Below are 26,218 nucleotides of genomic sequence, written 5' to 3' on the forward strand. Positions count from 1 at the left end.
CCACCGGAGCTGACAACGGAGGAACCGCAATGTCACAAGATCCTTTCCTCGAACGCGAATCTGAAAAATATTCCAACCCCATTCCCAGCCGCGAATTCATCCTCGATCACTTAGCCAAACGCGAAAAACCAGCCAATCGGGATGAACTGGCCAATGAACTCAATATCCAGGGCGAAGAGCAGATTGAAGCGCTGCGCCGTCGCCTGCGCGCCATGGAGCGGGATGGGCAATTAGTCTTTACCCGCCGCCAGTGCTACGCCTTACCGGAACGTCTGGACCTGCTTAAAGGGGTGGTAATTGGTCACCGCGATGGCTTCGGTTTTCTGCGTGTCGAAGGCCGCAAAGACGATCTCTATCTCTCCAGCGAACAGATGAAAATGTGCATCCACGGCGATCAGGTGCTGGCACAACCGCTGGGAGCCGACCGTAAAGGCCGCCGTGAAGGGCGCATCGTTCGCGTGCTGGTACCGAAAACTGGTCAGATCGTCGGCCGTTACTTTACCGACGCTGGCGTCGGCTTTGTGGTGCCGGACGACAGCCGCATGAGCTTCGATATCCTTATTCCGCCGGAAGAGGTGATGGGCGCGCGCATGGGCTTTGTGGTGGTGGTTGAACTCACCCAGCGTCCGACTCGCCGCACCAAAGCGATTGGTAAAATTGTTGAAGTGCTCGGTGACAATATGGGCACCGGCATGGCTGTCGATATGGCCCTGCGCACCCATGAAATTCCTTATCAGTGGCCGCCTGAAGTCGAAAAACAGGTCGCCGGTCTGAAAGAACAAGTCCCGGAAGAGGCAAAAGTCGGGCGCGTCGATCTGCGCGACCTGCCGCTGGTCACCATTGATGGCGAAGACGCCCGCGACTTTGATGACGCCGTTTTTTGTGAGAAGAAGCGCGGCGGCGGCTGGCGCTTATGGGTAGCGATTGCCGATGTCAGCTACTACGTGCGCCACGGTACAGCACTGGATAACGAAGCCCGCAACCGCGGCACCTCGGTTTACTTCCCGTCGCAGGTGGTGCCGATGCTGCCGGAAGTGCTGTCGAACGGTCTATGCTCGCTGAACCCACAGGTCGATCGGCTGTGCATGGTCTGCGAAATGACCATCTCGTCGAAAGGGCGCTTAACGGGCTTCAAATTCTACGAAGCGGTAATGAGCTCCCACGCGCGTCTGACCTACACCAAAGTGTGGCACATGCTGCAGGGCGACGCGGAGCTGCGTGAGCAGTACGCGCCGCTGGTGAAGCATATCGAAGAACTGCACAACCTCTACAAAGTACTCGATCAGGCACGCGCTGAGCGCGGCGGTATCTCCTTTGAGAGTGAAGAAGCGAAGTTTATCTTTAATGCCGAACGCCGGATTGAACGCATCGAGCAGACCCAGCGTAACGATGCGCATAAACTGATTGAAGAGTGCATGATCCTCGCCAACATCTCGGCGGCGCGTTTTGTCGAGAAAGCCAGCGAACCTGCACTGTTCCGTATTCACGATAAACCAACCAATGACGCGATTACCGCGTTCCGTTCGGTGCTCGCCGAGCTGGGGCTGGAGCTGCCGGGCGGCAACAAACCCGAGCCGCGTGATTATGCCGCGCTGCTGGAGTCGATTGCCGATCGTCCCGATCACGAAATGCTGCAAACCATGCTGCTGCGCTCGATGAAACAGGCGATTTACGATCCGGAAAACCGGGGGCACTTTGGCCTGGCGCTGCAATCCTATGCGCATTTCACCTCGCCGATTCGTCGCTATCCGGACTTATCCCTGCACCGCGCCATTAAGTACCTGCTGGCGAAAGAGCAGGGGCTGAAGGGCAACAGCACCGAAACCGGCGGCTGGCACTACAGCATGGAAGAAGTCCTGCAGCTGGGGCAGCACTGTTCGATGACCGAACGTCGCGCCGATGAAGCGACGCGTGATGTATCGGACTGGCTGAAGTGCGACTTTATGCAGGATCAGGTCGGTAACACCTTCCCGGGTGTTATCGCCAGCGTCACCGGCTTCGGCTTCTTTGTGCGCCTCGACGAGCTGTTTATCGACGGACTGGTGCATGTTTCGTCGCTGGATAATGACTATTACCGCTTTGACCAGGTAGGTCAGCGGCTGATTGGTGAATCCGGCGGGCAAACTTATCGCCTCGGCGATCGGGTGCAGGTGAAAGTCGAAGCGGTCAATATGGATGAGCGCAAAATCGATTTCTCGCTGATCTCCAGCGAGCGCGCGCCGCGCAATGTCGGTAAAACCGAGCGTGAAAAAGCCCGCAAAGGTAACGCAGGCAAAAGTAATGCCGCGAAAAAGCCGCCGCGCCGCCAGATGGGCAAAAAAGTAAACTTTGAGCCGGATAATGCGTTCCGTAACGAAGGCGGAAAAGGTAAAGGGAATAAAGCGAAAAAGCCGTCGGCAAAAACGCAAAAAATCGCCGCCGCCACCAAAGCGAAACGCGCGGCGAAAAAGAAACCCGCCCAGTAATCTCCTCAAGCCCTTCCTGGTGAAGGGCTTTTTTCTGCGCTGCGACACATGCGCAAAGGTGCTTTCTGCGGCGCGTGTCGGTTATAATGAGCGCAAGTGATACGTGTCACGGCCCACATAACGCGGCGAAACCGCCCCAAATGAGTACCCTCAATGAGTGAAATGATTTACGGCATCCATGCGGTGCAGGCCCTGCTGGAACGCGCTCCGGAGCGTTTTCAGGAAGTGTTTATTCTGAAAGGCCGCGAGGACAAACGTCTGCTGCCGCTGATCCACGCGCTGGAAGCGCAGGGCGTGGTGATCCAACTGGCGAACCGCCAGTATCTGGATGAAAAAAGCGAAGGCGCGGTGCACCAGGGGATCATTGCACGCGTGAAACCGGGGCGTCAGTACCAGGAGAACGATCTGCCGGATCTTATCGCCAGCCTCGAACAGCCGTTCCTGCTGATCCTCGATGGGGTCACGGATCCGCACAACCTCGGTGCCTGCTTACGCAGCGCCGACGCCGCTGGCGTCCATGCGGTGATCGTACCGAAAGACAAATCCGCGCAGCTGAATGCGACCGCGAAAAAAGTCGCCTGCGGCGCAGCAGAGAACGTGCCGTTGATCCGCGTGACCAACCTGGCGCGCACCATGCGCATATTGCAAGAAGAGAATATCTGGATCGTCGGTACGGCAGGCGAAGCGGATCACACCCTGTTTCAGAGCAAAATGACCGGCCGTTTGGCGCTGGTGATGGGTGCGGAAGGCGAAGGTATGCGCCGTCTGACGCGCGAGCACTGCGATGAGCTGATCAGCATCCCGATGGCCGGCAGCGTTTCGTCGCTCAACGTCTCGGTTGCGACGGGTATTTGCCTGTTTGAAGCGGTGCGCCAGCGTTCGCTGTAAACCACTTTTTGAACGGCACCCGGCTAGCCAACAAGCCCGGGTGCCGTTTTTAGCCAATACGACTTTCGTTTTAACTTACAAGGTGTACAACCCTTTTTAGGGCCATTCGCAACCTCTGGCGAATAGCCTAACGCGAGCGCAAACTTTCCCGGCGCGTCCAGACTGTTATCGCCGGACCAGTTCTTACTTCTCAAATTCCCGCAAATGGTCGTCTTTATTAAGCGTCAGCAGCGCCAGCATACTCACCAGTGCCGTCGCCATTACGTACCAGGCCGGGATATCGACATTGCCGGTCTCTTTAATCAGGCCGGTAATAATCAGCCCCGCGCAGCCTGAAAACAGCGCATTCGACAGGGAATAAGCCAGCCCAAGCCCGGTATAGCGCACGCGCGTCGGGAACATCTCTGCCAGCATCGCCGGGCCGGGTCCCGCCAGCATACCCACCAGCCCGCCGGCAACCAGAACCACCGCCGATTTCACCGCCAGCGTGCTGTCTTGCGCTTGCAGAATGTTTAACAGCGGCAGCGCCAGAACCAGCAGCAGCACGGTTGCCATTATCATCACCGTACGACGGCCGATACGATCGCTCAACATACCGGCGGGAATAATCGTCAACGCAAAGCCAATGTTAGAGATCACCGCAATCAGCAGCGCCTGATTAAACCCCGTGTGTAGCGCCGATTGTAAATAGGTGGGCATGATGACGAGGTAAGTATAACCGGCAGCGGACCACACCATCACCCGGCCAATCCCCATGATGATGGCCTTTAGGGTCTCGGCAACCTTCGCAGGCGCGGCGGCAGATTGCGCCTGCTGCTGCACAAAACTGGGCGTCTCTTCCATGCTTACCCGCAGCCAAAGAGCGACGATCCCCATCGGCAAGGCCAGAAAGAAAGGGATGCGCCAGCCCCAATCATGCAGCGCCTCTGGCGTCATTACGGCGGAAAGCAGTGCTACGATCCCGGCACCCGCCAGCAAGCCCAGCGCCACGGTAAAAGATTGCCAGGCGCCGTATAGCCCGCGCTTACCGCGCGGCGCGAACTCGGTCATGAGCGATACCGCGCCGCCATATTCCCCTCCGGCAAACAGCCCCTGCAAAATTCGCAGGCCGGTGATAAGCAGCGGCGCAGCAATGCCAATGCTGGCATACACCGGAACAATCCCAATCGCGGCGGTGGCGAGGGTCATCATCACCAGCACGAAAATCAGCGTCGGTTTACGGCCAATGCGATCGCCCATACGGCCAAAAATCATCGCGCCCAGTGGACGAAAGAAAAAGGCGATAGCGAATGAGGCGTAAGTGAGAATCAGGCTGGTTAGCCCCGTTTCGCCCGCAAGTTGAAAGAAGTTCTTTGCGATCACGGTGGCAAGAAAGCCGTAAACCGCGAACTCATACCACTCGATGAAGTTACCAATCGAGCCTGCAACTAAGGCGCGTTTATGCGTATTGGGGGCAAGCTGGGAAGTGGACATAATTATTCTCATTGGCAAGGTGAGAATAAATTATTCATGAACATGTTCATTCATGAAATATATTATTCTTATATTGTGTGAAGCATTTCACGAATGAATGCCATCAGTTTAGCGCCTTGTGAGCCTTCTCCCATGCAGCCCTGCCGTGTGCTGTCCATACTTACCTTCGTTGCCAATGAGGGAGGGACACACAATGCACTGGCAGACGCATACGGTTTTTAATCAACCCATTCCGTTAAAAAACAGCAACCTTTTTCTCTCCGACCGACCCTTGTGCGAGGCGGTAATGCGCGAAGGCGCGGCCTGGGACGCGGAGCTGCTGGCAAGTATTGGTCAGCAGCTGGGCACCGCAGAATCGCTGGAATTAGGGCGCTTAGCCAACGCCAATCCACCCGAACTGTTGCGTTATGACACCACCGGCGAGCGGCTGGATGATGTGCGCTTTCACCCGGCATGGCATCTGTTGATGCAGGGCCTGTGCGCCAACCGGGTACATAACCTGGCGTGGGAAGAGGACGCGCGCGTTGGGTCGTTTGTCGCCCGCGCCGCGCGGTTTGTGCTACACGCTCAGGTCGAATCCGGCACGCTGTGTCCTGTCACCATGACCTCGGCCGCCACGCCGCTGCTGCAACAGCTGTTGCCTAAACCTTTTCATGACTGGTTAAAACCGTTACTCAGCGATCGTTACGATCCCCATTTGGCGCCGGGTAATCAGAAACGCGGGCTGTTGATTGGTATGGGAATGACGGAAAAGCAGGGCGGAACGGACGTCCTGAGCAATACCACGCGGGCGGAAAAAAGCGGCGATACCTACCGGCTGGTGGGGCATAAATGGTTCTTCTCGGTGCCGCAAAGCGATGCGCATCTGGTGCTGGCGCAGGCGAAAGGCGGGCTTTCCTGCTTTTTTGTGCCGCGCTTTTTGCCTGACGGCCAGCGTAACGGCGTGCGGCTCGAGCGGCTAAAAGAGAAGCTCGGTAACTGTTCTAACGCCAGCAGCGAAGCGGAGTTCTGCGATGCCAGCGGCTGGCTGCTTGGCGAAGAGGGCGATGGCGTACGGCAGATCCTCAAAATGGGCGGGCTCACGCGCTTCGATTGCGCGCTGGGCAGCCACGGGCTGATGCGCCGTGCCTTCTCGATAGCGCTGTACCATGCGCACCGTCGGCAAGCATTTGGTAAAAACCTCGTCGATCAACCGTTAATGCGCAGTGTACTTAGCCGAATGGCGCTCGAACTGGAAGGGCAAACCGCGATGCTGTTTCGCCTGGCCCGCGCGTGGGACGGTCGCCGTAATGAGCAAGAGGCACTGTTTGCGCGTCTGTTTACGCCCGTCGCGAAGTTCGCGGTGTGTAAAAGCGGCATCCCATTTGTCGGTGAGGCGATGGAAGTGCTCGGCGGCATTGGCTACTGCGAAGATAGCGAACTTCCGCGCCTGTATCGTGAGATGCCGGTCAACAGTATCTGGGAAGGTTCCGGCAATGTGATGTGCCTCGACGTGCTGCGCGTGCTAAGTAAACAGCCCGGCATTCTGGAGTGGTTAAGCGAGGAGTTTGCCACCGTGAAGGGGCAAGATCGCCATTTCGACCGCGCATGGCGGCAGTTACAGCATCGGTTACGCAGACCTGACGAAGCGCAGGGAAGGGAAATTACGCAGCAGCTTTGGTGGTTGGGCACAGCGGCGCAAATGCTGCACCACGCTGCGCCGCCGATGGCGCAAGCGTGGTGTCAGGGTTGGCTTGATACGCGTGGCACAACGCCCATTAGCGAGCAGGTGCAAAGCGATCTGCTGCTGCGCGCCACGGGCGGGGCGAGTTAATCCATTTTTAAGCGGAACAGGCTGACCAGTTCACTTAAATGCGCGCCTTTCTCGCGCAGCGTCCGGGCGGTTTCCTCACTCTGCGAAACGCGTCCGGCGTTTACATGGGTGGCGTCGCCAATATGCGTCATCGCAAGGTTAACCTGATTAATGCCGGCGGACTGCTCGTGAGAAGCGTGGTTAATCTCATGCACTAATTGGTTGATCTCACCCATATGGCTGATGATCGATTGCATAGCCACGCGCGTCGCTTCTGACTGGGCATGCCCTTCGCCCACTTTCTTCAACGTATCGCCAATCAAGGCTTCAATCTCTTTTACCGCGTTGGCGCTGCGCGCTGCCAGGGCGCGAACTTCCTGCGCGACCACGGCAAAACCTTTCCCGTGTTCACCGGCGCGCGCGGCTTCCACGGCGGCGTTCAGGGCGAGGATATTGGTCTGGAACGCAATGGATTCAATGACATGGGTAATATCGGCAATTCGCTGAGAGGCCGACCGGATATCTTCCATCGTCGCCACCGAGTGATTGACCGTTTCACCGCCTTTTTGCACCGCGCTGGTGGTTTCATTTACCAGGCTTTGGGTTTGTTCCATATTGGCGGCGTTCTGCTGCACGGTAGCGGCAAGCTGCTCCATGCTGGCGGAAGTCTCTTCTACGCTGCTGGCTTGTTTGTTGATCTGCTCGCTAATCTCGCCGCTATCGGCAGCCAGCGCATTGGTGCCAAGATTAATCTCGGCGGCAGACTCGCGAACCTGCAGCACAATTTTGTGCAGACCATCGCCGATACCGTTAATGGCTTCGATCAACTGACCGACTTCATCATGGCGTTCGACGGTCAGCGTCGCACGCAGATCGCCATCTGCATACTGCCGGGCAACATCGATAACATTACGCAGCGGGCGGCTTAACCAGCGGCGAATAATCACCACAAACAGCGCGGCGAACAGCAGAGAAACCACAACGCCCGCCAGCAGGAACTGGTTACGCATGGTGGTCACATCGTGCAGCAGTACCGCTTTGTCGACTTCCCCGACCACCGTCCAGTTCCAGCCGGGCAGCGCGATATAAGACATCATCAGCGTACGACCGTCAGAACTCTGGTGCGCCAGCGTGCCGCTGGTGTTTTTCAACAGGGTCTGCAGCGTTTGCTCATCCCACTGTGGACGTTTGCCTTCGTCAGTATCGTGAAACAGGTAGTTACCGTAATTCTTGCCTTCGTTGCGATCGAGGACGAAGAAGTGCCCGCTTTCGCCCAGCTTGCGGCCGAGGATCTTATTACGCATCACCTGCCAGGAGCGGGAGATATCGACGCCAACAAACAGAATGGCAATGGTGTTGCCGCTGGCATCTTTGACCGGTTGGTATTGGGTGATGTAGCGCTTGCCAAACAGCAGCGCCAGCCCGCGATAGACTTCACCTTTCATCACCGGCACGAAAGCCGGGCTGGCTTTATCCAGTTTGGTGCCGATAGCGCGATCGCCATTCTCTTTACGCAGCGAAGTGGCGACTCGAACAAAGTCGTCGCCGCTGCGTACAAACAGGGTAGCGATAGCGCCGGTGCGGTTGAGAAAGTCGTCAGGGATAGCGTTGTTGTTATGCAGTTCCGTGTCGCCCGCTTTGAGAAGCGGCACATCAATACCATTAATTTCGCGGCGTTGCTGGAGATCAACTGCCAGCGGCTGTGGTAAAAAACTGCTGAACAAGCGCGTGTAGCTCTCGACTTCATCACTGAGACTACTGTTGAACATTTCAACCATATCCACCACGCCGGTGGACTGATTGTGCAGGTCTTCCATGGCCAGAGTTTCCAACTGTTGGCTGGCTTTATTGCTCATCAGAAAAGTGAAGAAGAGGAAAAGCGTTGCTACGCTTGCGCCAGTCAGAAGTGACAATTTTGCACCGAGGCCGGTACGTCGAAAAAGGGCGCTCATAATCTGTCCGTTGTTCTGTGTATGAGGCTCCTTCAACGGCACATTTTAACTAACATTTAGTCGGTTATTGTAACAAGATGTTGCATCTATGTTTCTTTGCAATAACATAATCTTAAAGAATGTAGGGGCATAAGAAAACCACCCAAAAAAGGTGGTTTTCATCAGGCGGCTCAGGCGTACAAAATGGCCTGCACCCGCCAGTTATCAACGCGTTGATCTTCCTGCATTTGCACAATGCGATACCAGGAAGCACCCTGTTCATCTGCTTTTAACGCGATAACCCGCTCCACATCCTGTAGGCTCCCTGTGACATTACTGACGGAGATAAGGCCGATTTCGTTTAATCCCGTCACGCAATCCGCACTGGCGAACTCTGCAGGCTGCGCCGTGGTACTGAGCAAACCGGTAGACAGCAACAGCATGTTTAAGGCAAGAGATCGTTTCATATTCAGTCCCATTTTTCGTTACCCTGGTAGCAGGGCTTCCTTTCGCGTAGCAGATCCGAAAAATCTCATTGTGGCCAGGAGAAGATCAAGGGACGCAAAGCAATGTAAAGGTACTGAAAATCAACGCCTCTTTACTGTTTATACAACAGGGCGCGTCCGAACCAGCGGCCGGGGAAAATAGTGTCATCCATTGAAAGGATGACGTAATAATCGGCCCTGGCTGCCGCAGCTTTGGCTTTGATCGCGTCTTCTACGTCCATGGGAGAACCTATTACCGTTACGCTAATAGCGCCAATTTTGCTGAGTGCCTGCGTTTGATCGCGGCGGATTTCCAGCGGATGGTCGCTAACTGGCGGTGCGGGCTGCGGCTTACCTTCCAGTCCTGCGCAGCTGCTTAATAGCACAGCAAACAGAACGTAAAGCAAACTGCGCAGGGTTTTCTCATTTCTCCTGATTGCCATAGTGTAGTTCCTGGTAAATGTGCATTTGGGGGGAATGTTCCCGAATTGTTACCTTAAGCACTAATTTCGAATGAAAGTGTTTTGAAAGCGTAAGCTATCTCTCACCCTTGCCGAAGGCTAATACGAAATCTGACTTGCGCCAGCAGGTTGCCAGTGGCATACCAGCACTATAGATCAAGGAGCTCGTCATGATTGAACTTCAAACTGAACATTTTGCTGGTATCGAAGCGCTGCATGCTTTCCCGGCGGGAAAAGGCGCAGAACCGCTGCCTTGTGTGGTCTTTTATCACGGTTTTGCCTCTTCTAAGCTGGTTTACAGTTATTTTGCCGTGGCGCTGGCACAGGCGGGTTTTCGCGTGGTGATGCCAGACGCGCCGGAGCACGGCGCGCGTTTTAGCGGCAATGTTGAACGCCGTTTGCACCAGTTCTGGCAAATATTGCGCGGTAATCTTGAAGAGTTCGCCGCGCTGCGCGATGCGTTACTGGCGCGCGAGTTGATTGATAAGCAGCGCCTGGCGGTTGGTGGCGCGTCAATGGGCGGCATGACGGCGCTGGGGATAATGACCCGACACGCAGAAGTGCGCTGTGTCGCAAGCCTGATGGGTTCAGGTTATTTCACTTCTCTTGCCCCTAGGCTTTTCCCACCGTTAACGGTCACTAACCCGCAACAACAGCGCGAATTCGACGCGATAATCGCCCCGCTGGCCGAATGGGAAGTCAGCACCCAGCTGGCGCGTGTCGCCGATCGCCCGCTACTGCTGTGGCACGGTGAAGAGGATGATGTGGTGCCGGCGGCGGAGTCGTTGCGTTTACAGCAGGCATTGCAGGCACAGGGGCTGGATGCGCAATTGACCTGGCAGTGGGAAGCTGGCGTTAAGCATCGAATTACCCCGCAGGCCCTGAGCGCCACGACGGATTTTTTCAGCCGTTATCTTTAAGCCATTCGGCGAAGTTTTATCGCAACCGGCGCAAAAGGGATGCTGCGGTGCGCGGCCCCATAGCGGGGCCGCAATAATCTGGTCAGCGGTAGAGAAAGGCACTGGCGTGCAGATTGCCGTTGCTGCCCGGCTCATGAATAAGTTCTGCACGGTAATATTTGGCGCTGCGCGTATCGGCTTCTTTCTCAAGCGCCTGGTCTGCTTCCTGCGCGGTAGCGAAGTTATGATTGATATAGATAACGCCTAAGCTGTGAACATCGTCCATATTGCGGGCTTGTTGAGGCGTCATTTTAATGGCCGCAGCAGCATTGGCGCAAAGCAGGGTGACGAGTAAAAGTGCGATGTATTTCATGATGTTGTGCTCCGTTACGACGTATTGTTGTTAATTTTCTTTCATCTCTCCTCCTTGGTTTTGAGGCGTATTAACAGTTTACGCGTTAGGCCGAAAAGGTATCGCGACCCTTTCTGATGCACTTATTCAAAAAAATTGCCGCAGGGCGGTGTGGTTAATTTTAATCCGCCTGAGCGACTTCTCTTTGCGCTTAGTGCGAATTATTTGTGCAATGACCTTGAGTTTATCGGGGTAGGCCAGTATTATGGCGCGTCAATTTTTCAGCCGACCTTTAACACGTTCCTTGCCTCCCCGGGATACGGCTGACCCAGACAGGAGGCTGAATAATCCGTAAGGAGCAATTCGATGCGTCATTACGAAATCGTTTTTATGGTCCATCCTGACCAGAGCGAACAGGTTCCGGGTATGATCGAACGTTACACTGGTGCAATCACTGCAGCAGAAGGTACGATCCACCGTCTGGAAGACTGGGGCCGCCGTCAGCTGGCTTACCCGATCAACAAACTGCACAAAGCGCACTACGTTCTGCTGAACGTTGAAGCTCCGCAGGAAGCGATCGATGAGCTGGAAACAAACTTCCGCTTCAACGACGCCGTTATCCGTAGCATGGTAATGCGTACTAAACACGCTGTTACCGAAGCATCTCCGATGGTTAAAGCGAAAGATGAGCGTCGTGAGCGTCGCGATGATTTCGCCAACGAAACCGCAGATGATGCAGATGCTGGGGATTCTGAAGAGTAATTACTGATGGCCAACCGCCTGGTGTTGTCCGGCACAGTGTGTCAGACGCCGCTTCGTAAGGTCAGCCCGTCAGGAATTCCTCACTGCCAGTTCGTGCTTGAGCACCGTTCTGTGCAGGAGGAGGCCGGATTTCACCGGCAGGCGTGGTGCCAAATGCCTGTAATAATCAGCGGGCAGGAGAACCAGGCCATTACTCACAGTATAACGGTCGGCAGCCGCATTACCGTTCAGGGGTTCATTAGTTGCCACAAGGCAAAGAACGGTCTGAGCAAAATGGTTTTGCATGCCGAGCAGATTGAATTGATAGATTCTGGAGACTAGCCAAATGGCACGTTATTTCCGTCGTCGCAAGTTCTGCCGTTTCACCGCGGAAGGCGTTCAAGAGATCGACTATAAAGATATCGCTACGCTGAAAAACTACATCACCGAAAGCGGTAAGATTGTCCCGAGCCGTATCACCGGTACCCGTGCAAAATATCAGCGCCAGCTGGCACGCGCTATCAAACGCGCTCGCTACCTGTCCCTGCTGCCGTACACTGATCGTCATCAGTAATCGGTCACGGTCCATTAATACGACTTTGAGAGGATAAGGTAATGCAAGTTATTCTGCTTGATAAAGTAGCAAACCTGGGTAGCCTGGGTGATCAGGTTAACGTTAAAGCGGGCTACGCTCGTAACTTCCTGGTACCGCAGGGTAAAGCTGTTCCTGCTACCAAGAAAAACGTTGAGTTTTTCGAAACTCGTCGCGCTGAACTGGAAGCCAAACTGGCTGACGTTCTGGCAGCGGCTAACGCTCGTGCTGAAAGCATCAATGCACTGGGCTCCGTTACCATCGCGTCTAAATCAGGCGACGAAGGTAAACTGTTCGGTTCCATCGGTACTCGCGACATCGCTGACGCTGTAACTGCAGCTGGCGTTAACGTTGCGAAGAGCGAAGTTCGCCTGCCGAACGGCGTTCTGCGTACCGTTGGTGAGCACGAAGTGGACTTCCAGGTTCACAGCGAAGTGTTCGCTAAACTGACTGTAAACGTTGTTGCTGAGTAATTTTTACTCGTGACGATGCTCTGAAGTTGTTCAGGCTTTTGTCTGCACGATAACAGGGAACGAAGCGCCGGCCTTGTGCCGGCGTTTTGCTTTTCTGCCCACTAAAAAGAGTGGTTTACCTGCGCAGGGTGGCTATTTGTCCCGCATCCTCAGATAATAAAGTGAAACGCTATTTTATCTTTGAGATTTGCTATGGAATCCGCTCTGCCTGCGCCGCTGTTTGCCCGTCGTCATGTGGCTTATGCCTGCGCCACGCTCTGCTGTCTGCTTTGGGGTAGCTCCTATCCGGCTATCAAAAACGGTTACGAACTCTTTCATATCGCCACCGATGATATCCCGTCGAAAGTGGTATTCGCGGGCTACCGTTTCCTCTTCGCTGGCGTGTTATTGCTACTGTTCGCGCTAGTGCAGCGCAAACCCATCGGCCGACTAACCCGCCTACAGTTTGGTCAGTTAACGCTGCTCGGTTTAACGCAAACCACCCTGCAATATACCTTTTTCTATATTGGCCTTGCCTGGACCACCGGCGTGAATGGCTCGATCATGAATGCGACCGGCACCTTTTTTAGCGTGCTGCTGGCGCACTTTATCTATCAAAACGACAAGCTCAGTTATAACAAAATCCTCGGCTGTGGTTTAGGGTTTGCCGGCGTGATGCTGGTTAACTTCCATAGCGGGTTGCGCGATTTTACCTTTGTCTGGCAGGGCGACGGCTTTATTGTGCTGGCAGCCTTTATCCTCTCTGCCGCTACGCTGTATGGCAAACGCATCTCGCAAACGGTGGATCCGACGGTAATGACCGGTTGGCAGCTCGCGATTGGCGGCCTGGCGCTGCTGGCGGGCGGCTATCGGTCAGGTGGCTCTCTGCAGGTGTACAGCGTAAGCGCGGTGCTGCTGCTGGCTTATCTGACGCTGCTGTCGTCGGTCGCCTTCGCGCTGTGGAGCATGCTGTTAAAAGTAAACCGCGTCAGCATGATAGCGCCCTTCAATTTCGTTATCCCGGTCGCCGGTACGGTGCTTTCAGCTATTTTCTTGGGGGAAGAGATTCTCGATATCAAATACGCGGTTGCGCTGATATTGGTATGTTCGGGGATTTGGTGGGTCAACAAGCGAGCCGGGTAAACCTTTACCCGGCCTGGGGCATTAGCGTGCGCGGATAAAGTTGCCGTCCGGCTGGCGGGTAAACAGCACCGGTTGGCCGCCGGTTTCAATGGTCAGCCCGGTGACCACGCCGCTCGCGTTCTGGCGAATCTTCACCATCTGGCCGCTTTTTAACGTACTTAAGGGCTTACCGTCACCTTCCACTTTTGCCATGGCATAAACATCCGTTGGCGGCAGATTGTGATCGCGAAACAGCTGCGCCAGGGTTTTCCCCTCTTCAACTCGGTAAGTACGCCACTGCTGCTCAATACCGCTGGAGGCGGGCAGGGTATTCTGCGCCACCGGCTGGCGCTGTTGCTGCACCGGCTCCGCTTCGGGCTGCTGCTGCTGGATAGACTCTTCTGCGCTTGGCACGCTTGCCTCCTGCTCGCTGACCACCGGCGGCGGCGGTGCATCCGCACTGTTCGGCAGATTAAGCTGCGCTTCACGCGCGCCGGAAGGCGTTGTGCTGCGGCTGTTATCATCGGTGGACGGTAACAGAATACCGATAACCACCAGCAGCGCAGCAAGGATCAGGCCGCGACGGTGCATTAGCGGGAGCGGATCCATCAGGCGAAAATGGTCCGGGGCATGCCAGATTTTCACCAGGGTAGGTTTCAGTTCAAATCGCCCGGGCATGGCTTTCCTCCTGCTCCGCGTCATGTAATGTCCTGTCTCGTAGTATATACACTTTAGCCCGCAAAGGCGGTGGGCATCGTTTTTAACTGCCTGAAAGGCGGTAAAAAGCGTCGTTTTGTGAACATAATTGGGGCTGCATCTTACTTTCAATATTCTTTCCCTTTCCCTGCGATTTGTCATCTTTCCTGCGACAAAGTTTTACCCGCTGCAGCGCGGCTGTTATGCTGCGCGCTACCTTAAAAAGCGATGAAAGGAAAACCCATGACAACCCCAACTTTTGACACGATCGAAGCGCAAGCCAGCTACGGCATTGGTTTGCAGGTAGGACAACAGCTGAGTGAATCCGGGTTAGAGGGGCTGTTACCGGAAGCGCTGGTTGCTGGTATTGCCGATGCGCTGGAAGGCAAACAACCTGCTGTGCCGGTAGACGTGGTACATCGCGCGCTGCGTGAAATTCATGAGCGTGCCGACGCGGTGCGTCGCACCCGTTTTGAAGGTATGGCGGCCGAAGGCGTTAAATACCTGGAAGAGAACCGCGAGCGCGAAGGCGTGAACAGCACCGAATCCGGCCTGCAGTTCCGCGTACTCACCCAGGGTGAAGGTGCAATTCCGGCGCGTACCGACCGCGTACGCGTACATTATACCGGTAAGCTTATCGACGGCAGCGTGTTCGACAGCTCCGTTGCCCGCGGTGAGCCGGCTGAATTTCCGGTTAACGGCGTTATTGCTGGCTGGATCGAAGCCCTGACGCTGATGCCGGTTGGCTCGAAATGGGAACTGACCATTCCGCATAACCTCGCATACGGCGAGCGCGGCGCTGGTGCCTCTATCCCGCCGTTCAGCACGCTGGTATTTGAAGTGGAACTGCTCGAAATCCTCTGATTTACCACGTGAATGCCTCTTCCCGTTCGGGGAGGGGCAGCCCCTCACTGCGCTGATCCTTTGTTAATCAAACCAATGTCGACAGATTATCTTGCAAATGGCGCAAGCAGGTGTATTTTTGTGACCTGTTTCGCGTTAGCTCAGTGATATGACACTCACTTTAAACAAATATTTAACATTGTTTTTAATTCCTGGTATTCATCCCGCCGATTCTTACCTACTATCTTTGCGTCCGTCCAGGACGGAACCAGCATATATAAAAGGCCAGTAGAGCCCAACAACACAGACAGGAATACATCATGGTAGATCAGGTTAAGGTTGCGGCCGACGAACAGGTTTCGACCGAACAGTCGCTCCAGCGAAATCTCACAAACCGGCATATTCAGCTTATTGCGATTGGCGGCGCCATCGGCACCGGGCTGTTTATGGGCTCCGGGAAAACCATTAGCCTCGCCGGGCCGTCAATCATATTTGTCTATATGATCATCGGTTTTATGCTGTTTTTCGTCATGCGCGCCATGGGCGAATTACTGCTATCGAATCTCGAATATAAATCCTTTAGTGACTTCGCCGCCGACCTGTTAGGCCCGTGGGCGGGGTACTTTACCGGCTGGACATACTGGTTTTGCTGGGTCGTCACCGGCATGGCGGATGTTGTCGCCATCACCGCCTATGCGCAGTTCTGGTATCCAGGCCTTGCAGACTGGGTGGCCGCGCTGGCGGTCGTTCTACTGCTGTTAAGCCTTAATCTGGCGACGGTGAAGATGTTCGGCGAGATGGAGTTCTGGTTCGCGATGATCAAAATCGTCGCCATTGTCGCGCTGATTATCGTGGGCGTGGCGATGGTACTGATGCACTTTAAATCGCCGACCGGCGTTGAAGCCTCCTTTGAACACCTATGGAATGACGGCGGCTGGTTCCCGAAAGGGATCAGCGGGTTCTTCGCCGGCTTCCAGATTGCGGTGTTTGCCTTTGTCGGTATTGAACTGGTGGGCACCACCGCTGCCGAGACCAAAGATCCGGAGAAATCCCTGCCGCGCGCCATCAACTCCATTCCGGTGCGTATCATTATGTTCTACGTCTTCGCGCTGATTGTGATTATGTCGGTGACGCCGTGGAGCTCAGTGGTGCCGGATAAAAGCCCGTTTGTGGAACTCTTCGTGCTGGTGGGTATTCCGGCGGCGGCGAGCATCATCAACTTTGTGGTGCTGACTTCCGCGGCCTCTTCCGCCAACAGCGGCGTCTTCTCCACCAGCCGCATGCTGTTCGGACTGGCGCAGGATGGCGTTGCGCCGAAAGCCTTCGCCAAACTCTCTAAACGCGCGGTACCGGCGAAAGGGCTGACCTTCTCCTGTATCTGCCTGTTGGGCGGCGTGGTGATGCTGTATGTCAATCCGAGCGCGATTGCCGCCTTCACCATGATCACCACCGTTTCGGCGATCCTGTTTATGTTCGTCTGGACGATTATTCTCTGTTCGTACCTGGTGTACCGTAAGCAGCGCCCGCAGCTGCACGAGAAATCAAGCTACAAAATGCCGCTGGGTAAAGTGATGTGCTGGGTGTGCATGGCGTTCTTCGTCTTTGTACTGGTGCTGCTGACGCTGGAAGCGGATACCCGCCAGGCGCTGCTGGTCACGCCTTTGTGGTTTATCATCCTCGGCGCAGGCTGGCTCTACGCGGGTAAAAAGCGTATGGCTAACCGCCAGCCATAAAAAAGAGCCGCGCGAGCGGCTCTAAACTTCCATGATACAGGGCGCTCTCGGGCGCCTTTATTTATTCGCCTGCGAGGGCACGCGGGAACAGATTGTTATTCTCGAGGCTGATGTGTTCCATCAGATCGTCAATCAACGTATTGATACCGTTATACATCGCTTTCCAGGTGGTACAGGCTTCCGCCGGCGGCGTCACATTATTGGTAATGTGTTTGATCACTTCCAGCAGTTCACCCGCTTCATCATGCTCGCTTTCCATCACGCTTATCGGCCCCATCGCCTGGGAGCCCATGCCCTGCTTGATCATCGGAAACAGGATCTGTTCCTCTTTCATCATGTGGCTGGAGAGTTCCTGATGCAGCATGGTCAGGTATTTGGTTAAACCGCGCGGTACATTCGGTTTGTCTGCATGCACACGTTCAACTTTGGTAGCCTGCAGGATCAACTCCGGCAGCTGTTCACGGTGGCGATCGTGGTAACGCACAACGATATGGTCAATGATTTCCGCGAGCGGCGCGATGCGCCAGTCTTTCTCAATCGGCTGTGCGGCAAGGGCGGCAAGCTCAGCTTCAATAGCATCAATATCCAGTTCTTTACGCTCGGCAGAACGGCCCAGCGTTTGCTTACCGCCGCAGCAGTAATCCATATCATATTTACGGAACAGTGCGGAGGCGCGGGGGATAGAGAGCGCCAGCTCGCCCAGGGGTTGATCGCGGAAAGCCATAGCAGTTACCTCAAGTGGAATTTATAAGATGTATATTAAATGCATCTTTAAGCCGAAGATATACCCCTTTTTAGGCATTCATGGGTGCCTTATTCCTTTCCTGTGGTAAAAACCGTGATATTCGTCACAAATATTATTAAATCTTTAAGCCGTTGAAAGGCGTTGTCTTTATTGGAAATTTTTCCGTTTTGCGCCGTCGGTGGATTAAACATCACCAGCTGGCTGCCGATACCCAGTCTTTAGACAATATCCTGCACGTTATAAAGGCCCATAATGTTTAAACGAATAAAAGTTATTACTCTATTAATCATGGTATTGGTTGTGCTTGGCGCCATGCAGCTCATCTCTGCGGGCGTGTTTATCAGCGCCCTTAACAATGACAAAACCAACTTCAACATTTCTCAGGTATCCAGCCAGAACGTTTCCGAATTTACCGATGCCTGGATCAGCCTCAACCAGGCGCGAGTCACCCTGAACCGCGCCATGCTGCGTTTGCAAAGCAGCACCGCTGGTGAGATTAACGGCGGTCAGCTCAGCGAGCTGTCCAGCGCCGCGACCGATTTGCTGAACCAGGCGCAGAAGCATTTTGAGAAGTACAAAGGCATCCCGGAAACGCCGGGGCTGGATAAATCGTTATCAAAAGATCTGGAAACCCAGTACGGCATCTATCATGCGACGCTGACGGAAATGAACCGTCTGCTGGTGGCGGGCAACCTGGAAGAGATGTTCCGCCAGAATGCCGAAGCCAAGCAGGCTGCTATGCAGAAAAGCTACCGCGCGTGGCGCGATGCACAAACCGTGTTGGCGGACAAAGGTGTTACCCAGAGCGAACATGAATACCAGCGTATTCTGTGGATCCTCACCACGGTCATGGTGGTGGTGCTGGCGGTAATTGTTCTGAGCTGGGTCGCCATGCAGCGCGTGTTGCTGCAGCCGTTGCGCACGGTAATGGGCCATATTCGCCACATCGCTACCGGTGATTTGACCCATGACATTGATGCCGAAGGCAAAAACGAAATGGCGCTGCTGGCGCAAAACGTGCTGGAGATGCAGCAATCGCTGGTGAAAACCGTGAGCGTAGTACGCGACGGTGCAGATACCATTTATACCGGCGCAGGCGAAATCTCGACGGGCAGCAACGATCTCTCTTCCCGTACCGAACAACAGGCCGCGTCTCTGGAAGAGACCGCCGCCAGCATGGAGCAGTTGACCGCCACGGTGAAACAGAACGCCGACAACGCGCGTCAGGCAACGCAGCTGGCGCTGAATGCGTCCGGCACGGCGAAAAAAGGCGGTGACGTCGTGGATGGCGTGGTGCGCACCATGGACGAAATCGCCACCAGCTCCAGCAAAATTGCCCAGATCACCAACGTGATTGATGGTATTGCCTTCCAGACCAATATCCTGGCGCTCAACGCCGCCGTAGAAGCGGCGCGCGCCGGCGAACAGGGTCGTGGTTTTGCGGTGGTTGCCGGAGAAGTGCGTACCCTGGCGCAGCGTAGCGCGCAGGCGGCGAAAGAGATTAAAGGCCTGATTGAAGATTCCGGTAATCGGGTAAACGCAGGTACGGCACTGGTACACCAGGCCGGGGAAACGATGGCCGAGATCGTCAGCGCCGTCACCCGCGTTACGGATATTATGGGTGAAATCTCTTCTGCTTCCGATGAGCAGAGCCGCGGTATCGATCAGGTCGGCCAGGCCGTTGCCGAAATGGATCGCGTCACTCAGCAGAACGCCTCGCTGGTGGAAGAGTCCGCTGCGGCCGCCGCCGCGCTGGAAGAGCAGGCTGCGCGCCTGACCGAAACGGTGGCGGTATTTAAGCTCAACCGTACCTCCAGCACCCGCCGCCCCGCGCTGGTGACGCCCGCAGGCAAAGCGCCGGTAAAAGCGAGTGAGAGTTTTAACGAAGGCAACTGGGAAACCTTCTGATAATCCTTTGGCATCATCAAAACCCGGCACATGCCGCAATGCCGATCGGTTAAGGATCCGTTGACCAATCCTTAATCTGCGGACTATAACGGCTTCCATAACAGGGAGCCGTTTTCTTATGCCACGTCTCAACGACCTTCTCGACTTCAGTGACCTTCCGCTTATACCACCGTCATCCGCACAGATGTTGCGGAACATCTTCCTGCGCAGTGGATACAACATTGTCTGACGCTTTCTGAACATGCAACAGTTCGCCGCCGTCGTTTACCGGGCGGCATGGTTATCTGGATGGTGGTGGCTATGGCCTTTACCGCAATGAGCCCATTATCGATGTGGTCCGGCGTCTGAACCTGCTGGCCCGCAGCGCGGTTACCCAGGCACGTCAGCGGCTGGGGGCGGTGACATATGAGCTGAATGGCGTGGAAAAACGGAACTGACCTCGCTTTCGGCAGAGCGCTATAAAGCAAAAGAGGTGGCAGAGCGTTACCACACGCGGTGGGAAATCGAGGCCGGATTCAGAAACCTGAAAAGCAGCCTGCCGGATAATGCGTTTTTTCAGCGGCCTAAAGAATGCGGATACGGGTTCAAAAAAACGTATGATGATTGTTTTATGCTGGAATTTGCTCGCCCGGTTTCGCTGGCTGAGGGGATTAAATACACAATCATTGCCGACTGGGTCGCCAGTGCTGCGCATTTATTCGATGATGATTTCACACTGACATAACAGGGGACTGTTTGCTCACATTTGTTTTGGATTAAGGTAAGTCGGATTATATTTCGAAAAGCGGGAGGGAAGCGTATATGACCAGTTTTGAAACGGAATTGCTTGAATCAGGTTTCACACAAAAGGATTTGTCCTACCTGAATAACAATATCAGCCGATACGGATCAACGCTTCGCGAGGTTGTCGAGGAACTGGGGCAACGTTTTGTTATGGTGTTATGCATAACCATCGGCTAAATACTGGTTTTTCTCGCTCTGGTGCTTTTTGCTGAACTCTACAATATCATTTCCGGGGGCGTGGCCCTGACTTTCGGCCTGTTGGTTACATGGTTTTTTCAACCCCCGGTATTAACTTTTAAAGCCTGGCGCTACAGAAGACTGAGCCTCAGTTCTTCGCAGGGACGTTAGACACCAGATCAAAAACCACTTTTGCCGAAACACCCCAAACTGATCCCTAATAAAAACCCGCATTATTGTGCAATGCCGATCGGTTAAGGATCCGTTGACCAATCCTTAATCTGCGGACTATAACGGCTTCCATAACAGGGAGCCATTGGCATTGGGCACATGCCGGGTTTTTTATTCTGCAGAAAGGGCAGTAACCCGCGCTTTTTCCGGCTTTGACAGTACCGCCATCACCACGCCGCCCACCAGCAGGATAATGCCGATAACCGTCAGCAGCGGCGGCAGGCTCTGGCGCAGTAGAAAGGTATACAGCAGCCCGGCCAGGGTTTCGAAGACAATCAATGGGCCGACAATCACCGTCGGTAACTGCTGACAGGCAATATTCCAGCACAGCGCGCCCACCCACGAACAGAGCACCGCAATAACGAACATCAGGCCAATAAACGCCAGCGGACGCGGGCCGAAGGGCAGGGCGAAATCCGGCTGCTGCGCGCCGAGCCACAGGCACGCCGCCAGATAGCCCACCAGCGAAACCGGCAGCGTCACCAGCGCCTGCGCCGTTGCCCACATCATCGGGTTTTTATCCGGGTTTTCTCGCAGCCAGCGGGCATTACGCAGCGCATACCATGCCCAGCAGGCCACCGCGCTGAACGCCAGCACAATGCCGCTTCCATAACGCCAGCCGCTAAAGTCCGGCAGCCCACCGCGCAGCTCGGCGATATTGACACAGGCTAACCCCAGCGCAATGCACAGCAGCGCGGGTGCCAGCCGCCGCCACGGGAGTTTGCCATCACGCTGGCTATAAAGCAGGTTTGCGAAAACCGGAATCACTACCGGTAGGGTGGCGATAATCATCGTCGATACCGGCGCGCCCGTGCGCTGAATGGCGCTTGCCAGGCAAAGATAATAGATAAGGTTGCCCATAATTGTCAGGCGCAAGGCGGTGAACCAGTCGTGGCGCGCAAGCTTGCGCAAACGGGCGCGTCCCAGCCATGCCAGCGGCAGAGCGATAATCCCCAGCGCCAGATAGCGTCCGGTGGATTGCAGCGCTGCCGGGTAATCCGGCACCAGCAACGGTCCGACAAATATCAGCCCCCACAACAGCCCGGCGAGCAGGGCATACAGCACACCACGAATCATTTTTCTATCCACATCGACTTCGGCAATGCTCAGTGTAGGAGAGGTGCTGGCGGGAATATTGTACGAGGTTGCGCATTAGCGGCGCGTGACCTGCTTTTGGTAACGGACCGGCGTGATGCCATAGCGATGCGTAAACGCCCGGGTCAGGTGTGACTGATCCGTAAGCCCGGTAACGGCCGCGACATCGGCGGCGGGCATGCCCTGGGCAAGAAAGGATTTGGCGCGCCACAGGCGAATCGCCATCAGCATTTGATGGGGCGTGACGTGAAAATGCGCCTTGAACTGGCGCTGGAAATGGTAAGGGCTGAGTGCCGCCACCCTTGCCAGTTCGTCGAGGGTGAGCGTATGCATATAGTTATCATGCAGGTAATCGCGAACGCGCTCAAAGCGATGTCCACCTTCCGCACGCTGCGGCGCATGGTGCGCCAGCGGGCGGAAAGTATCGATAAGATTGAGTAAAATCCCCTGCTGCGCCAGCGCATCGTCCGTGTGCCATAGCCCATGAATTTGTGCACAAATCTGCCGGGTGCGCAGCGGATCGTGGCGCAGCACATCGCGAAACCACCAGTGGCGAATCCCGGTGACCTGTTCCAGTAAATCCGGTTCGAGATAGACCATGCGGTAGCGCCAGCCATCAGCGGTTTCCGCTTCGCCGGTATGCAGCTCGTCAGGGTTCATGGTGACAAGAGAGTTTGTCGGCGCGACATATTGGGTGCCGCGATAGCGAAAGCGCTCGGCACCGGCTTCAATCGCGCCAATGCCAAACGCTTCATGGGTGTGCGGTTCAAAGGCGTAGCGCGAGATATGCGCATGGTACAGCTCAACGCCCGGCAGTAACGCCAGGTGACGAAAGCTTGCGCAATCACGCTCGTCAGTAAACTGTTCGGGTACGCCTTCCACTGCTTCTCTCCGCTCGGGTCATACCTTCATTATTAGGGATGACCCGGCGGGAGGCTACAAAAATTAACCGTTTTGTAACCTCAGAAGAGGGCGTTAACGCTCTCTTCAATCGAGGTCGTTGGGCGGCCAATCAGTTTGCTTAAGCTTAAGCTATCGTCAAACAGCCCGCCTTTCGACGCGCCGACATCGGAATCCGCCAGCAGGTTAGCGAAGGCTTCCGGCAACCCAGCCCCTTTCAGCGCGGCGGCGAAATCCGCTTCGCTGAGGTTCTGGTAGACCACGTTTTTACCGCTGGCTTTGCCCAGCAGCGCGGCCAGTTCGCTCAGAGTCCAGCCACTGTCACCCGCCAGCTCATAGATTTTGCCTGCGTGCCCCTCTTCGCTAATGACGCGCGCAGCGGCGGCGGCGTAATCGGCGCGGGTGGCGGAGGCGATTTTACCGTCACCTGCCGCGCCAATAAACACGCCGTGAGCCAGTGCGGCCGGTGCGCTGGCCAGGTAGTTTTCGCTGTACCAGCCGTTACGCAGCAGGGCGTACGGGATAGCGGATTCGGCGAGCATTTTCTCCGTTTCGACATGTTCAACATGCAGACCAAGCGGCGAATTGTCCGCATGCAGCAGGCTGGTATAGGCAATGAATTTCACTCCGGCAGCTTTGGCGGCGTTAATCACGTTGCGATGCTGCGTGGCGCGCTGGCCCACTTCGCTGCTGGAAATCAGCAGCAGTTTATCCACGCCCGCCAGCGCCTGGGTCAGCGCGGCCTGGTCGCCATAATTTGCCTGGCGTACCAGCACGCCTTGCTGAGCGAGGGCTTCGGCTTTTGCCGGGTTACGGACGATGGCGACAATCTCTTTTGCCGCTACGGTTTTCAGCAGTTCTGCAACCACAAACTGGCCCAGTTGGCCGGTCGCGCCGGTGAGTGCGATCATGGGTATTCTCCTGTCATCTTCGGTGAGTGTTGTGGTACGCTAGCACCTTAACTAACTTTTAGTAAGTACGTACAAAAAGGTAAGTATGAAAACAGCATCCCGGCCACAAACGTTGAGTGAGCAGATCCGCAACGGCAATCTGTTCGCCGAGCAGTGCCCTTCGCGAGATGTTCTGAAACATGTCACCAGCCGCTGGGGCGTATTAATTCTGCTGGCGCTTCGCGATGGTACCCACCGCTTTAGCGACCTGCGCCGCAAAATGGGTGGCGTGAGTGAGAAGATGCTGGCGCAGAGCCTGCAATGGCTGGAGCAGGATGGGTTTATCAACCGTGTCTCTTATCCGGTCGTCCCGCCCCATGTGGAATACAGCCTGACGCCAATGGGCGAGCAGGTAAGTGTTAAGGTCGCCGCGCTGGCGGACTGGATTGAGCTGAATATTGAGGAAGTGCTGACCTTCCGCGAGGTGCGGGAAGGCCAGCAGGCGTTGGTCGGCTAACTACTTGTTCAGTTCAAGGCGATAAATCGCGAAACCGATCTCGTCGTTGGCCACTTTTTGCATCGGATAGCGGGCTTTCTCTTTGATAAACGCGGCGGCTTTGTCCGTTGGCGCGGTTTCAAAACGAATATCCAGCTGCGTGTCGCTGTGAATCGGTGCCAGCTGCCAGTTATTGTCGGCTGCCGGGTGAATCTCCCCTGCACGGTGAGTCTCATCGCCAATCCACTTCGCCAGCACGGCGCGATTTTCATCCGGTGAGGCAAACGCGATATGGCTGTCGCCAGTACCGGCAAACTTGCCGCCGTAGGCGCGGTAGTTATTGGTCGCCACGAGGAATACCGCATTCGGATCGATTGGCTTACCGTTAAAGGTCAGATTTTTGATACGTTCTGCCTGCGGGTTTACGCTCTGGCATTCGCCGTCGTAGCGCGCCGGTTGCGTAACATCAATCTGGTAGTTAACGCCGTCGATGACATCGAAGTTATAGGTGCGAAAGCCGTCCCAGTTGATCAAGCTTTGCGGCTTGTCACTGTGGGGATCGATCTGGTTAAACTGCCCGGCGGAACACTCCAGCCACTCCTTCACCTCTTTGCCCGTCGCTTTTACTACCACCAGCGTGTTCGGATAGAGGTACAAATCAGCGGCGTTACGGAAGGTGAGTTGTCCTTTTTCCACTTCGACATAGCTGGCGGGATCGTTCTTACGCCCGCCGACTTTAAACGGCGCGGCGGCAGAAAGCACCGGCAGTTTCGCCAGATCCGGATCGCCCTGAATAAAGTGTTCGACATAGGCTTTTTGCGCATTGTTCACCACTTGTACCGTCGGATCGTCCTGCACCAGTGCCAGGTAGCTGTACATATTGTCGGCGGATTTGCCGATCGGCTTGCCGACAAACTCGCGCGTGGCATCGTGATCGTGTTTAAGGATCTGCACCAGCTTGCTGTCTTCGCCCACCAGCGCTTTTTTAGCCGCCGCGTCATAGATTGGCCGCGCTTCGGCTTTCGACTCGCTCACCTGCCACTTACCGGAATCGTTATTGAGCACCAGATCGACCACGCCAAGATGATCGCCCCACATGCCCGGCATTACCGATGGAATACCGTTCAGCGTCCCTTTGCTGATATCCGCGCCTTTGATGGCGGCGAAATCTTTACCCGGGAAAACGGCGTGGGCGTGACCAAACAGGATCGCATCCACGCCCGGCACTTCGCTGAGGTAGTAAACGGAATTTTCCGCCATCGCCTGGTACGGCTCCGCCGACAGCCCGGAGTGGGCAACAACTACCACCAGATCCGCCCCTTTGGCGCGCATTTCCGGCACATATTTGCGGGCGGTTTCGGTGATGTCATTGACCGTCACTTTGCCGCTCAGGTTGGCTTTATCCCACACCATGATTTGCGGCGGCACAAAACCAATGTAGCCGATACGCAGCGTATGGCTTTTCCCCTCACTGTCCGTCACCGGCGTCTCTTTGATCAGATACGGCGTAAACAGCGGCTTTTTGCTTTTCGCATCAATAATATTGGCATTAACGTAGGGGAACTTTGCCCCGGCCAGCGCTTTTTTCAGGTAATCCAGACCGTAATTAAACTCATGATTCCCAAGGTTGCCGACGGCGTAATCGAGCGTGTTCATCGCTTTAAACACCGGGTGGATCTCACCGGCTTTCAGCCCCTTCGCCGCCATATAATCGCCCAGCGGGCTGCCCTGGATTAAGTCACCGTTATCCACCAGCACGCTGTTTTTGACTTCATGGCGGGCGGCATTAATCAGGCTGGCGGTGCGCACAAGGCCAAACTTTTCCGTCGCCGTATCTTTGTAGTAATCAAAATCCATCATGTTGCTATGCAAATCAGTGGTTTCCAGAATTCGTAAATCCACCGTTGCGGCCTGCGCACTGGCCGCAATCAGCGTGGCCAGAAGCGTTACACTAAACTTAATCATCAGAGGCATCCTTTTTCGATCTGTACCCGTCATACAATGCGAATTATTTTTGGGTACAAGCCACAAAATAAATTGTTATGTACATTTTGTTGCTTACAGAATT

The 26,218-nt window shown here is 55.3% G+C and carries 26 protein-coding genes and 1 pseudogene; 16 read left to right on the forward strand and 11 right to left on the reverse strand.

Annotation, left to right across the window (positions count from 1 at the left end):
- The first annotated feature begins 29 nt into the window (after window positions 1-29).
- Both rnr and rlmB read left to right on the forward strand, forming a co-directional pair.
- Entirely contained in the window at window positions 30-2,465 is a 2,436-nt protein-coding gene (rnr, locus tag RW65_RS04715; protein WP_039055515.1) for a ribonuclease R, read from the forward strand.
- Window positions 2,466-2,618: 153 nt separating this feature from the next.
- On the forward strand, window positions 2,619-3,353 hold the full coding sequence (rlmB, locus tag RW65_RS04720; RefSeq protein WP_039055516.1) for a 23S rRNA (guanosine(2251)-2'-O)-methyltransferase RlmB: 735 nt from the start codon (window positions 2,619-2,621) through the stop codon (window positions 3,351-3,353).
- A 183-nt stretch (window positions 3,354-3,536) separates the two neighbouring features.
- Here the strand turns inward: rlmB and RW65_RS04725 are convergent, their stop codons facing one another.
- Window positions 3,537-4,826 (reverse strand): MFS transporter, encoded by a 1,290-nt coding sequence (locus RW65_RS04725; RefSeq protein ID WP_039055517.1) that lies wholly within the window; start codon window positions 4,824-4,826, stop codon window positions 3,537-3,539.
- A 193-nt stretch (window positions 4,827-5,019) separates the two neighbouring features.
- Here RW65_RS04725 and RW65_RS04730 point away from each other — a divergent pair, with 193 nt between their 5' ends.
- Complete coding sequence (locus RW65_RS04730; protein WP_039055518.1) at window positions 5,020-6,639, forward strand: isovaleryl-CoA dehydrogenase; 1,620 nt, start codon at window positions 5,020-5,022, stop codon at window positions 6,637-6,639.
- Here RW65_RS04730 and RW65_RS04735 read toward each other — a convergent pair.
- The 3 genes from RW65_RS04735 to bsmA all read right to left on the reverse strand — a co-directional run bounded on the left by RW65_RS04735 (window position 6,636) and on the right by bsmA (window position 9,477).
- Window positions 6,636-8,570 (reverse strand): methyl-accepting chemotaxis protein, encoded by a 1,935-nt coding sequence (locus RW65_RS04735; RefSeq protein ID WP_039055519.1) that lies wholly within the window; start codon window positions 8,568-8,570, stop codon window positions 6,636-6,638. The two genes, RW65_RS04730 and RW65_RS04735, sit on opposite strands and share 4 nt — an antisense overlap.
- 170 nt (window positions 8,571-8,740) lie before the next feature.
- The gene (yjfN, locus tag RW65_RS04740; RefSeq protein WP_039055520.1) at window positions 8,741-9,028 is read right to left on the reverse strand and encodes a DUF1471 family protease activator YjfN; all 288 of its coding nucleotides are present in this window, start codon (window positions 9,026-9,028) and stop codon (window positions 8,741-8,743) included.
- Window positions 9,029-9,147: 119 nt separating this feature from the next.
- Complete coding sequence (gene bsmA, locus RW65_RS04745; RefSeq protein WP_039055521.1) at window positions 9,148-9,477, reverse strand: biofilm peroxide resistance protein BsmA; 330 nt, start codon at window positions 9,475-9,477, stop codon at window positions 9,148-9,150.
- A 188-nt stretch (window positions 9,478-9,665) separates the two neighbouring features.
- Between bsmA and yjfP the strand changes: the two genes are divergently transcribed.
- A complete protein-coding gene (gene yjfP, locus RW65_RS04750) occupies window positions 9,666-10,415 on the forward strand; it encodes an esterase (RefSeq protein WP_039055522.1) in 750 nt (249 codons plus the stop codon).
- Window positions 10,416-10,497: 82 nt separating this feature from the next.
- Here yjfP and RW65_RS04755 read toward each other — a convergent pair whose 3' ends face one another.
- Complete coding sequence (locus RW65_RS04755; RefSeq protein ID WP_039055523.1) at window positions 10,498-10,767, reverse strand: YdgH/BhsA/McbA family protein; 270 nt, start codon at window positions 10,765-10,767, stop codon at window positions 10,498-10,500.
- A 345-nt stretch (window positions 10,768-11,112) separates the two neighbouring features.
- Between RW65_RS04755 and rpsF the strand changes: the two genes are divergently transcribed.
- The 5 genes from rpsF (at window position 11,113) to RW65_RS04780 (ending at window position 13,674) form a co-directional block, all read left to right on the forward strand.
- Window positions 11,113-11,508, forward strand: coding sequence for a 30S ribosomal protein S6 (gene rpsF / locus RW65_RS04760; RefSeq protein ID WP_039055524.1), 396 nt, complete (start codon window positions 11,113-11,115; stop codon window positions 11,506-11,508).
- Between the two features lie 6 nt (window positions 11,509-11,514).
- The gene (gene priB, locus RW65_RS04765; RefSeq protein WP_039055525.1) at window positions 11,515-11,829 is read left to right on the forward strand and encodes a primosomal replication protein N; all 315 of its coding nucleotides are present in this window, start codon (window positions 11,515-11,517) and stop codon (window positions 11,827-11,829) included.
- A 4-nt stretch (window positions 11,830-11,833) separates the two neighbouring features.
- Window positions 11,834-12,061, forward strand: a complete 228-nt coding sequence (gene rpsR / locus RW65_RS04770; RefSeq protein ID WP_000135199.1) for a 30S ribosomal protein S18 — start codon at window positions 11,834-11,836, stop codon at window positions 12,059-12,061.
- 41 nt (window positions 12,062-12,102) lie between these two features.
- On the forward strand, window positions 12,103-12,552 hold the full coding sequence (rplI, locus tag RW65_RS04775) for a 50S ribosomal protein L9 (protein ID WP_039055526.1): 450 nt from the start codon (window positions 12,103-12,105) through the stop codon (window positions 12,550-12,552).
- Window positions 12,553-12,744: 192 nt separating this feature from the next.
- A complete protein-coding gene (locus RW65_RS04780; RefSeq protein ID WP_039055527.1) occupies window positions 12,745-13,674 on the forward strand; it encodes a DMT family transporter in 930 nt (309 codons plus the stop codon).
- Window positions 13,675-13,695: 21 nt separating this feature from the next.
- Here RW65_RS04780 and RW65_RS04785 read toward each other — a convergent pair whose 3' ends face one another.
- Window positions 13,696-14,331, reverse strand: a complete 636-nt coding sequence (locus RW65_RS04785) for a LysM-like peptidoglycan-binding domain-containing protein (RefSeq protein WP_039055528.1) — start codon at window positions 14,329-14,331, stop codon at window positions 13,696-13,698.
- A 261-nt stretch (window positions 14,332-14,592) separates the two neighbouring features.
- Here RW65_RS04785 and bamJ point away from each other — a divergent pair, with 261 nt between their 5' ends.
- The gene (gene bamJ, locus RW65_RS04790; RefSeq protein WP_039055529.1) at window positions 14,593-15,213 is read left to right on the forward strand and encodes a BamJ family beta-barrel-assembly machinery protein; all 621 of its coding nucleotides are present in this window, start codon (window positions 14,593-14,595) and stop codon (window positions 15,211-15,213) included.
- 299 nt (window positions 15,214-15,512) lie between these two features.
- The gene (gene cycA, locus RW65_RS04795; RefSeq protein ID WP_039055530.1) at window positions 15,513-16,925 is read left to right on the forward strand and encodes a D-serine/D-alanine/glycine transporter; all 1,413 of its coding nucleotides are present in this window, start codon (window positions 15,513-15,515) and stop codon (window positions 16,923-16,925) included.
- Window positions 16,926-16,986: 61 nt separating this feature from the next.
- Here the strand turns inward: cycA and ytfE are convergent, their stop codons facing one another.
- Window positions 16,987-17,649: an iron-sulfur cluster repair protein YtfE gene (gene ytfE, locus RW65_RS04800; RefSeq protein ID WP_039055531.1), complete on the reverse strand. Its 663-nt coding sequence runs from the start codon at window positions 17,647-17,649 to the stop codon at window positions 16,987-16,989.
- 273 nt (window positions 17,650-17,922) lie between these two features.
- On the opposite strand from ytfE, the gene RW65_RS04805 reads away from it, so the two are divergent.
- The 4 genes and pseudogenes from RW65_RS04805 (at window position 17,923) to RW65_RS22565 (ending at window position 20,538) form a co-directional block, all read left to right on the forward strand.
- Window positions 17,923-19,578 carry a methyl-accepting chemotaxis protein gene (locus tag RW65_RS04805; protein ID WP_039055532.1) on the forward strand — a complete coding sequence of 552 codons (1,656 nt, stop codon included), beginning with the start codon at window positions 17,923-17,925 and terminating at the stop codon, window positions 19,576-19,578.
- Window positions 19,579-19,696: 118 nt separating this feature from the next.
- Window positions 19,697-19,988 (forward strand): annotated as a pseudogene (locus RW65_RS22955) (transposase domain-containing protein); the annotation flags it as partial.
- Between the two features lie 23 nt (window positions 19,989-20,011).
- Window positions 20,012-20,302 (forward strand): transposase, encoded by a 291-nt coding sequence (locus RW65_RS22960; protein WP_072037700.1) that lies wholly within the window; start codon window positions 20,012-20,014, stop codon window positions 20,300-20,302.
- A 77-nt stretch (window positions 20,303-20,379) separates the two neighbouring features.
- On the forward strand, window positions 20,380-20,538 hold the full coding sequence (locus tag RW65_RS22565) for a hypothetical protein (protein ID WP_156123968.1): 159 nt from the start codon (window positions 20,380-20,382) through the stop codon (window positions 20,536-20,538).
- Between the two features lie 342 nt (window positions 20,539-20,880).
- Here the strand turns inward: RW65_RS22565 and RW65_RS04820 are convergent, their stop codons facing one another.
- The 3 genes from RW65_RS04820 to RW65_RS04830 form a co-directional block, all read right to left on the reverse strand.
- Entirely contained in the window at window positions 20,881-21,846 is a 966-nt protein-coding gene (locus tag RW65_RS04820; protein WP_039055533.1) for a DMT family transporter, read from the reverse strand.
- Window positions 21,847-21,921: 75 nt separating this feature from the next.
- Window positions 21,922-22,746, reverse strand: a complete 825-nt coding sequence (locus tag RW65_RS04825; protein ID WP_039055534.1) for an AraC family transcriptional regulator — start codon at window positions 22,744-22,746, stop codon at window positions 21,922-21,924.
- Window positions 22,747-22,826: 80 nt separating this feature from the next.
- Entirely contained in the window at window positions 22,827-23,675 is an 849-nt protein-coding gene (locus tag RW65_RS04830) for an SDR family oxidoreductase (protein ID WP_039055535.1), read from the reverse strand.
- Between the two features lie 85 nt (window positions 23,676-23,760).
- Between RW65_RS04830 and RW65_RS04835 the strand changes: the two genes are divergently transcribed.
- Complete coding sequence (locus RW65_RS04835; RefSeq protein WP_039055536.1) at window positions 23,761-24,171, forward strand: winged helix-turn-helix transcriptional regulator; 411 nt, start codon at window positions 23,761-23,763, stop codon at window positions 24,169-24,171.
- On the opposite strand, the gene RW65_RS04840 is transcribed toward RW65_RS04835, so the two are convergent.
- Window positions 24,172-26,115, reverse strand: a complete 1,944-nt coding sequence (locus RW65_RS04840) for a bifunctional 2',3'-cyclic-nucleotide 2'-phosphodiesterase/3'-nucleotidase (protein ID WP_156123969.1) — start codon at window positions 26,113-26,115, stop codon at window positions 24,172-24,174.
- Window positions 26,116-26,218: the final 103 nt, after the last annotated feature.

The organism is Enterobacter sp. Bisph1, assembly GCF_000814905.1.
In the GTDB taxonomy this organism is placed as follows: Bacteria; Pseudomonadota; Gammaproteobacteria; order Enterobacterales; family Enterobacteriaceae; genus Kosakonia.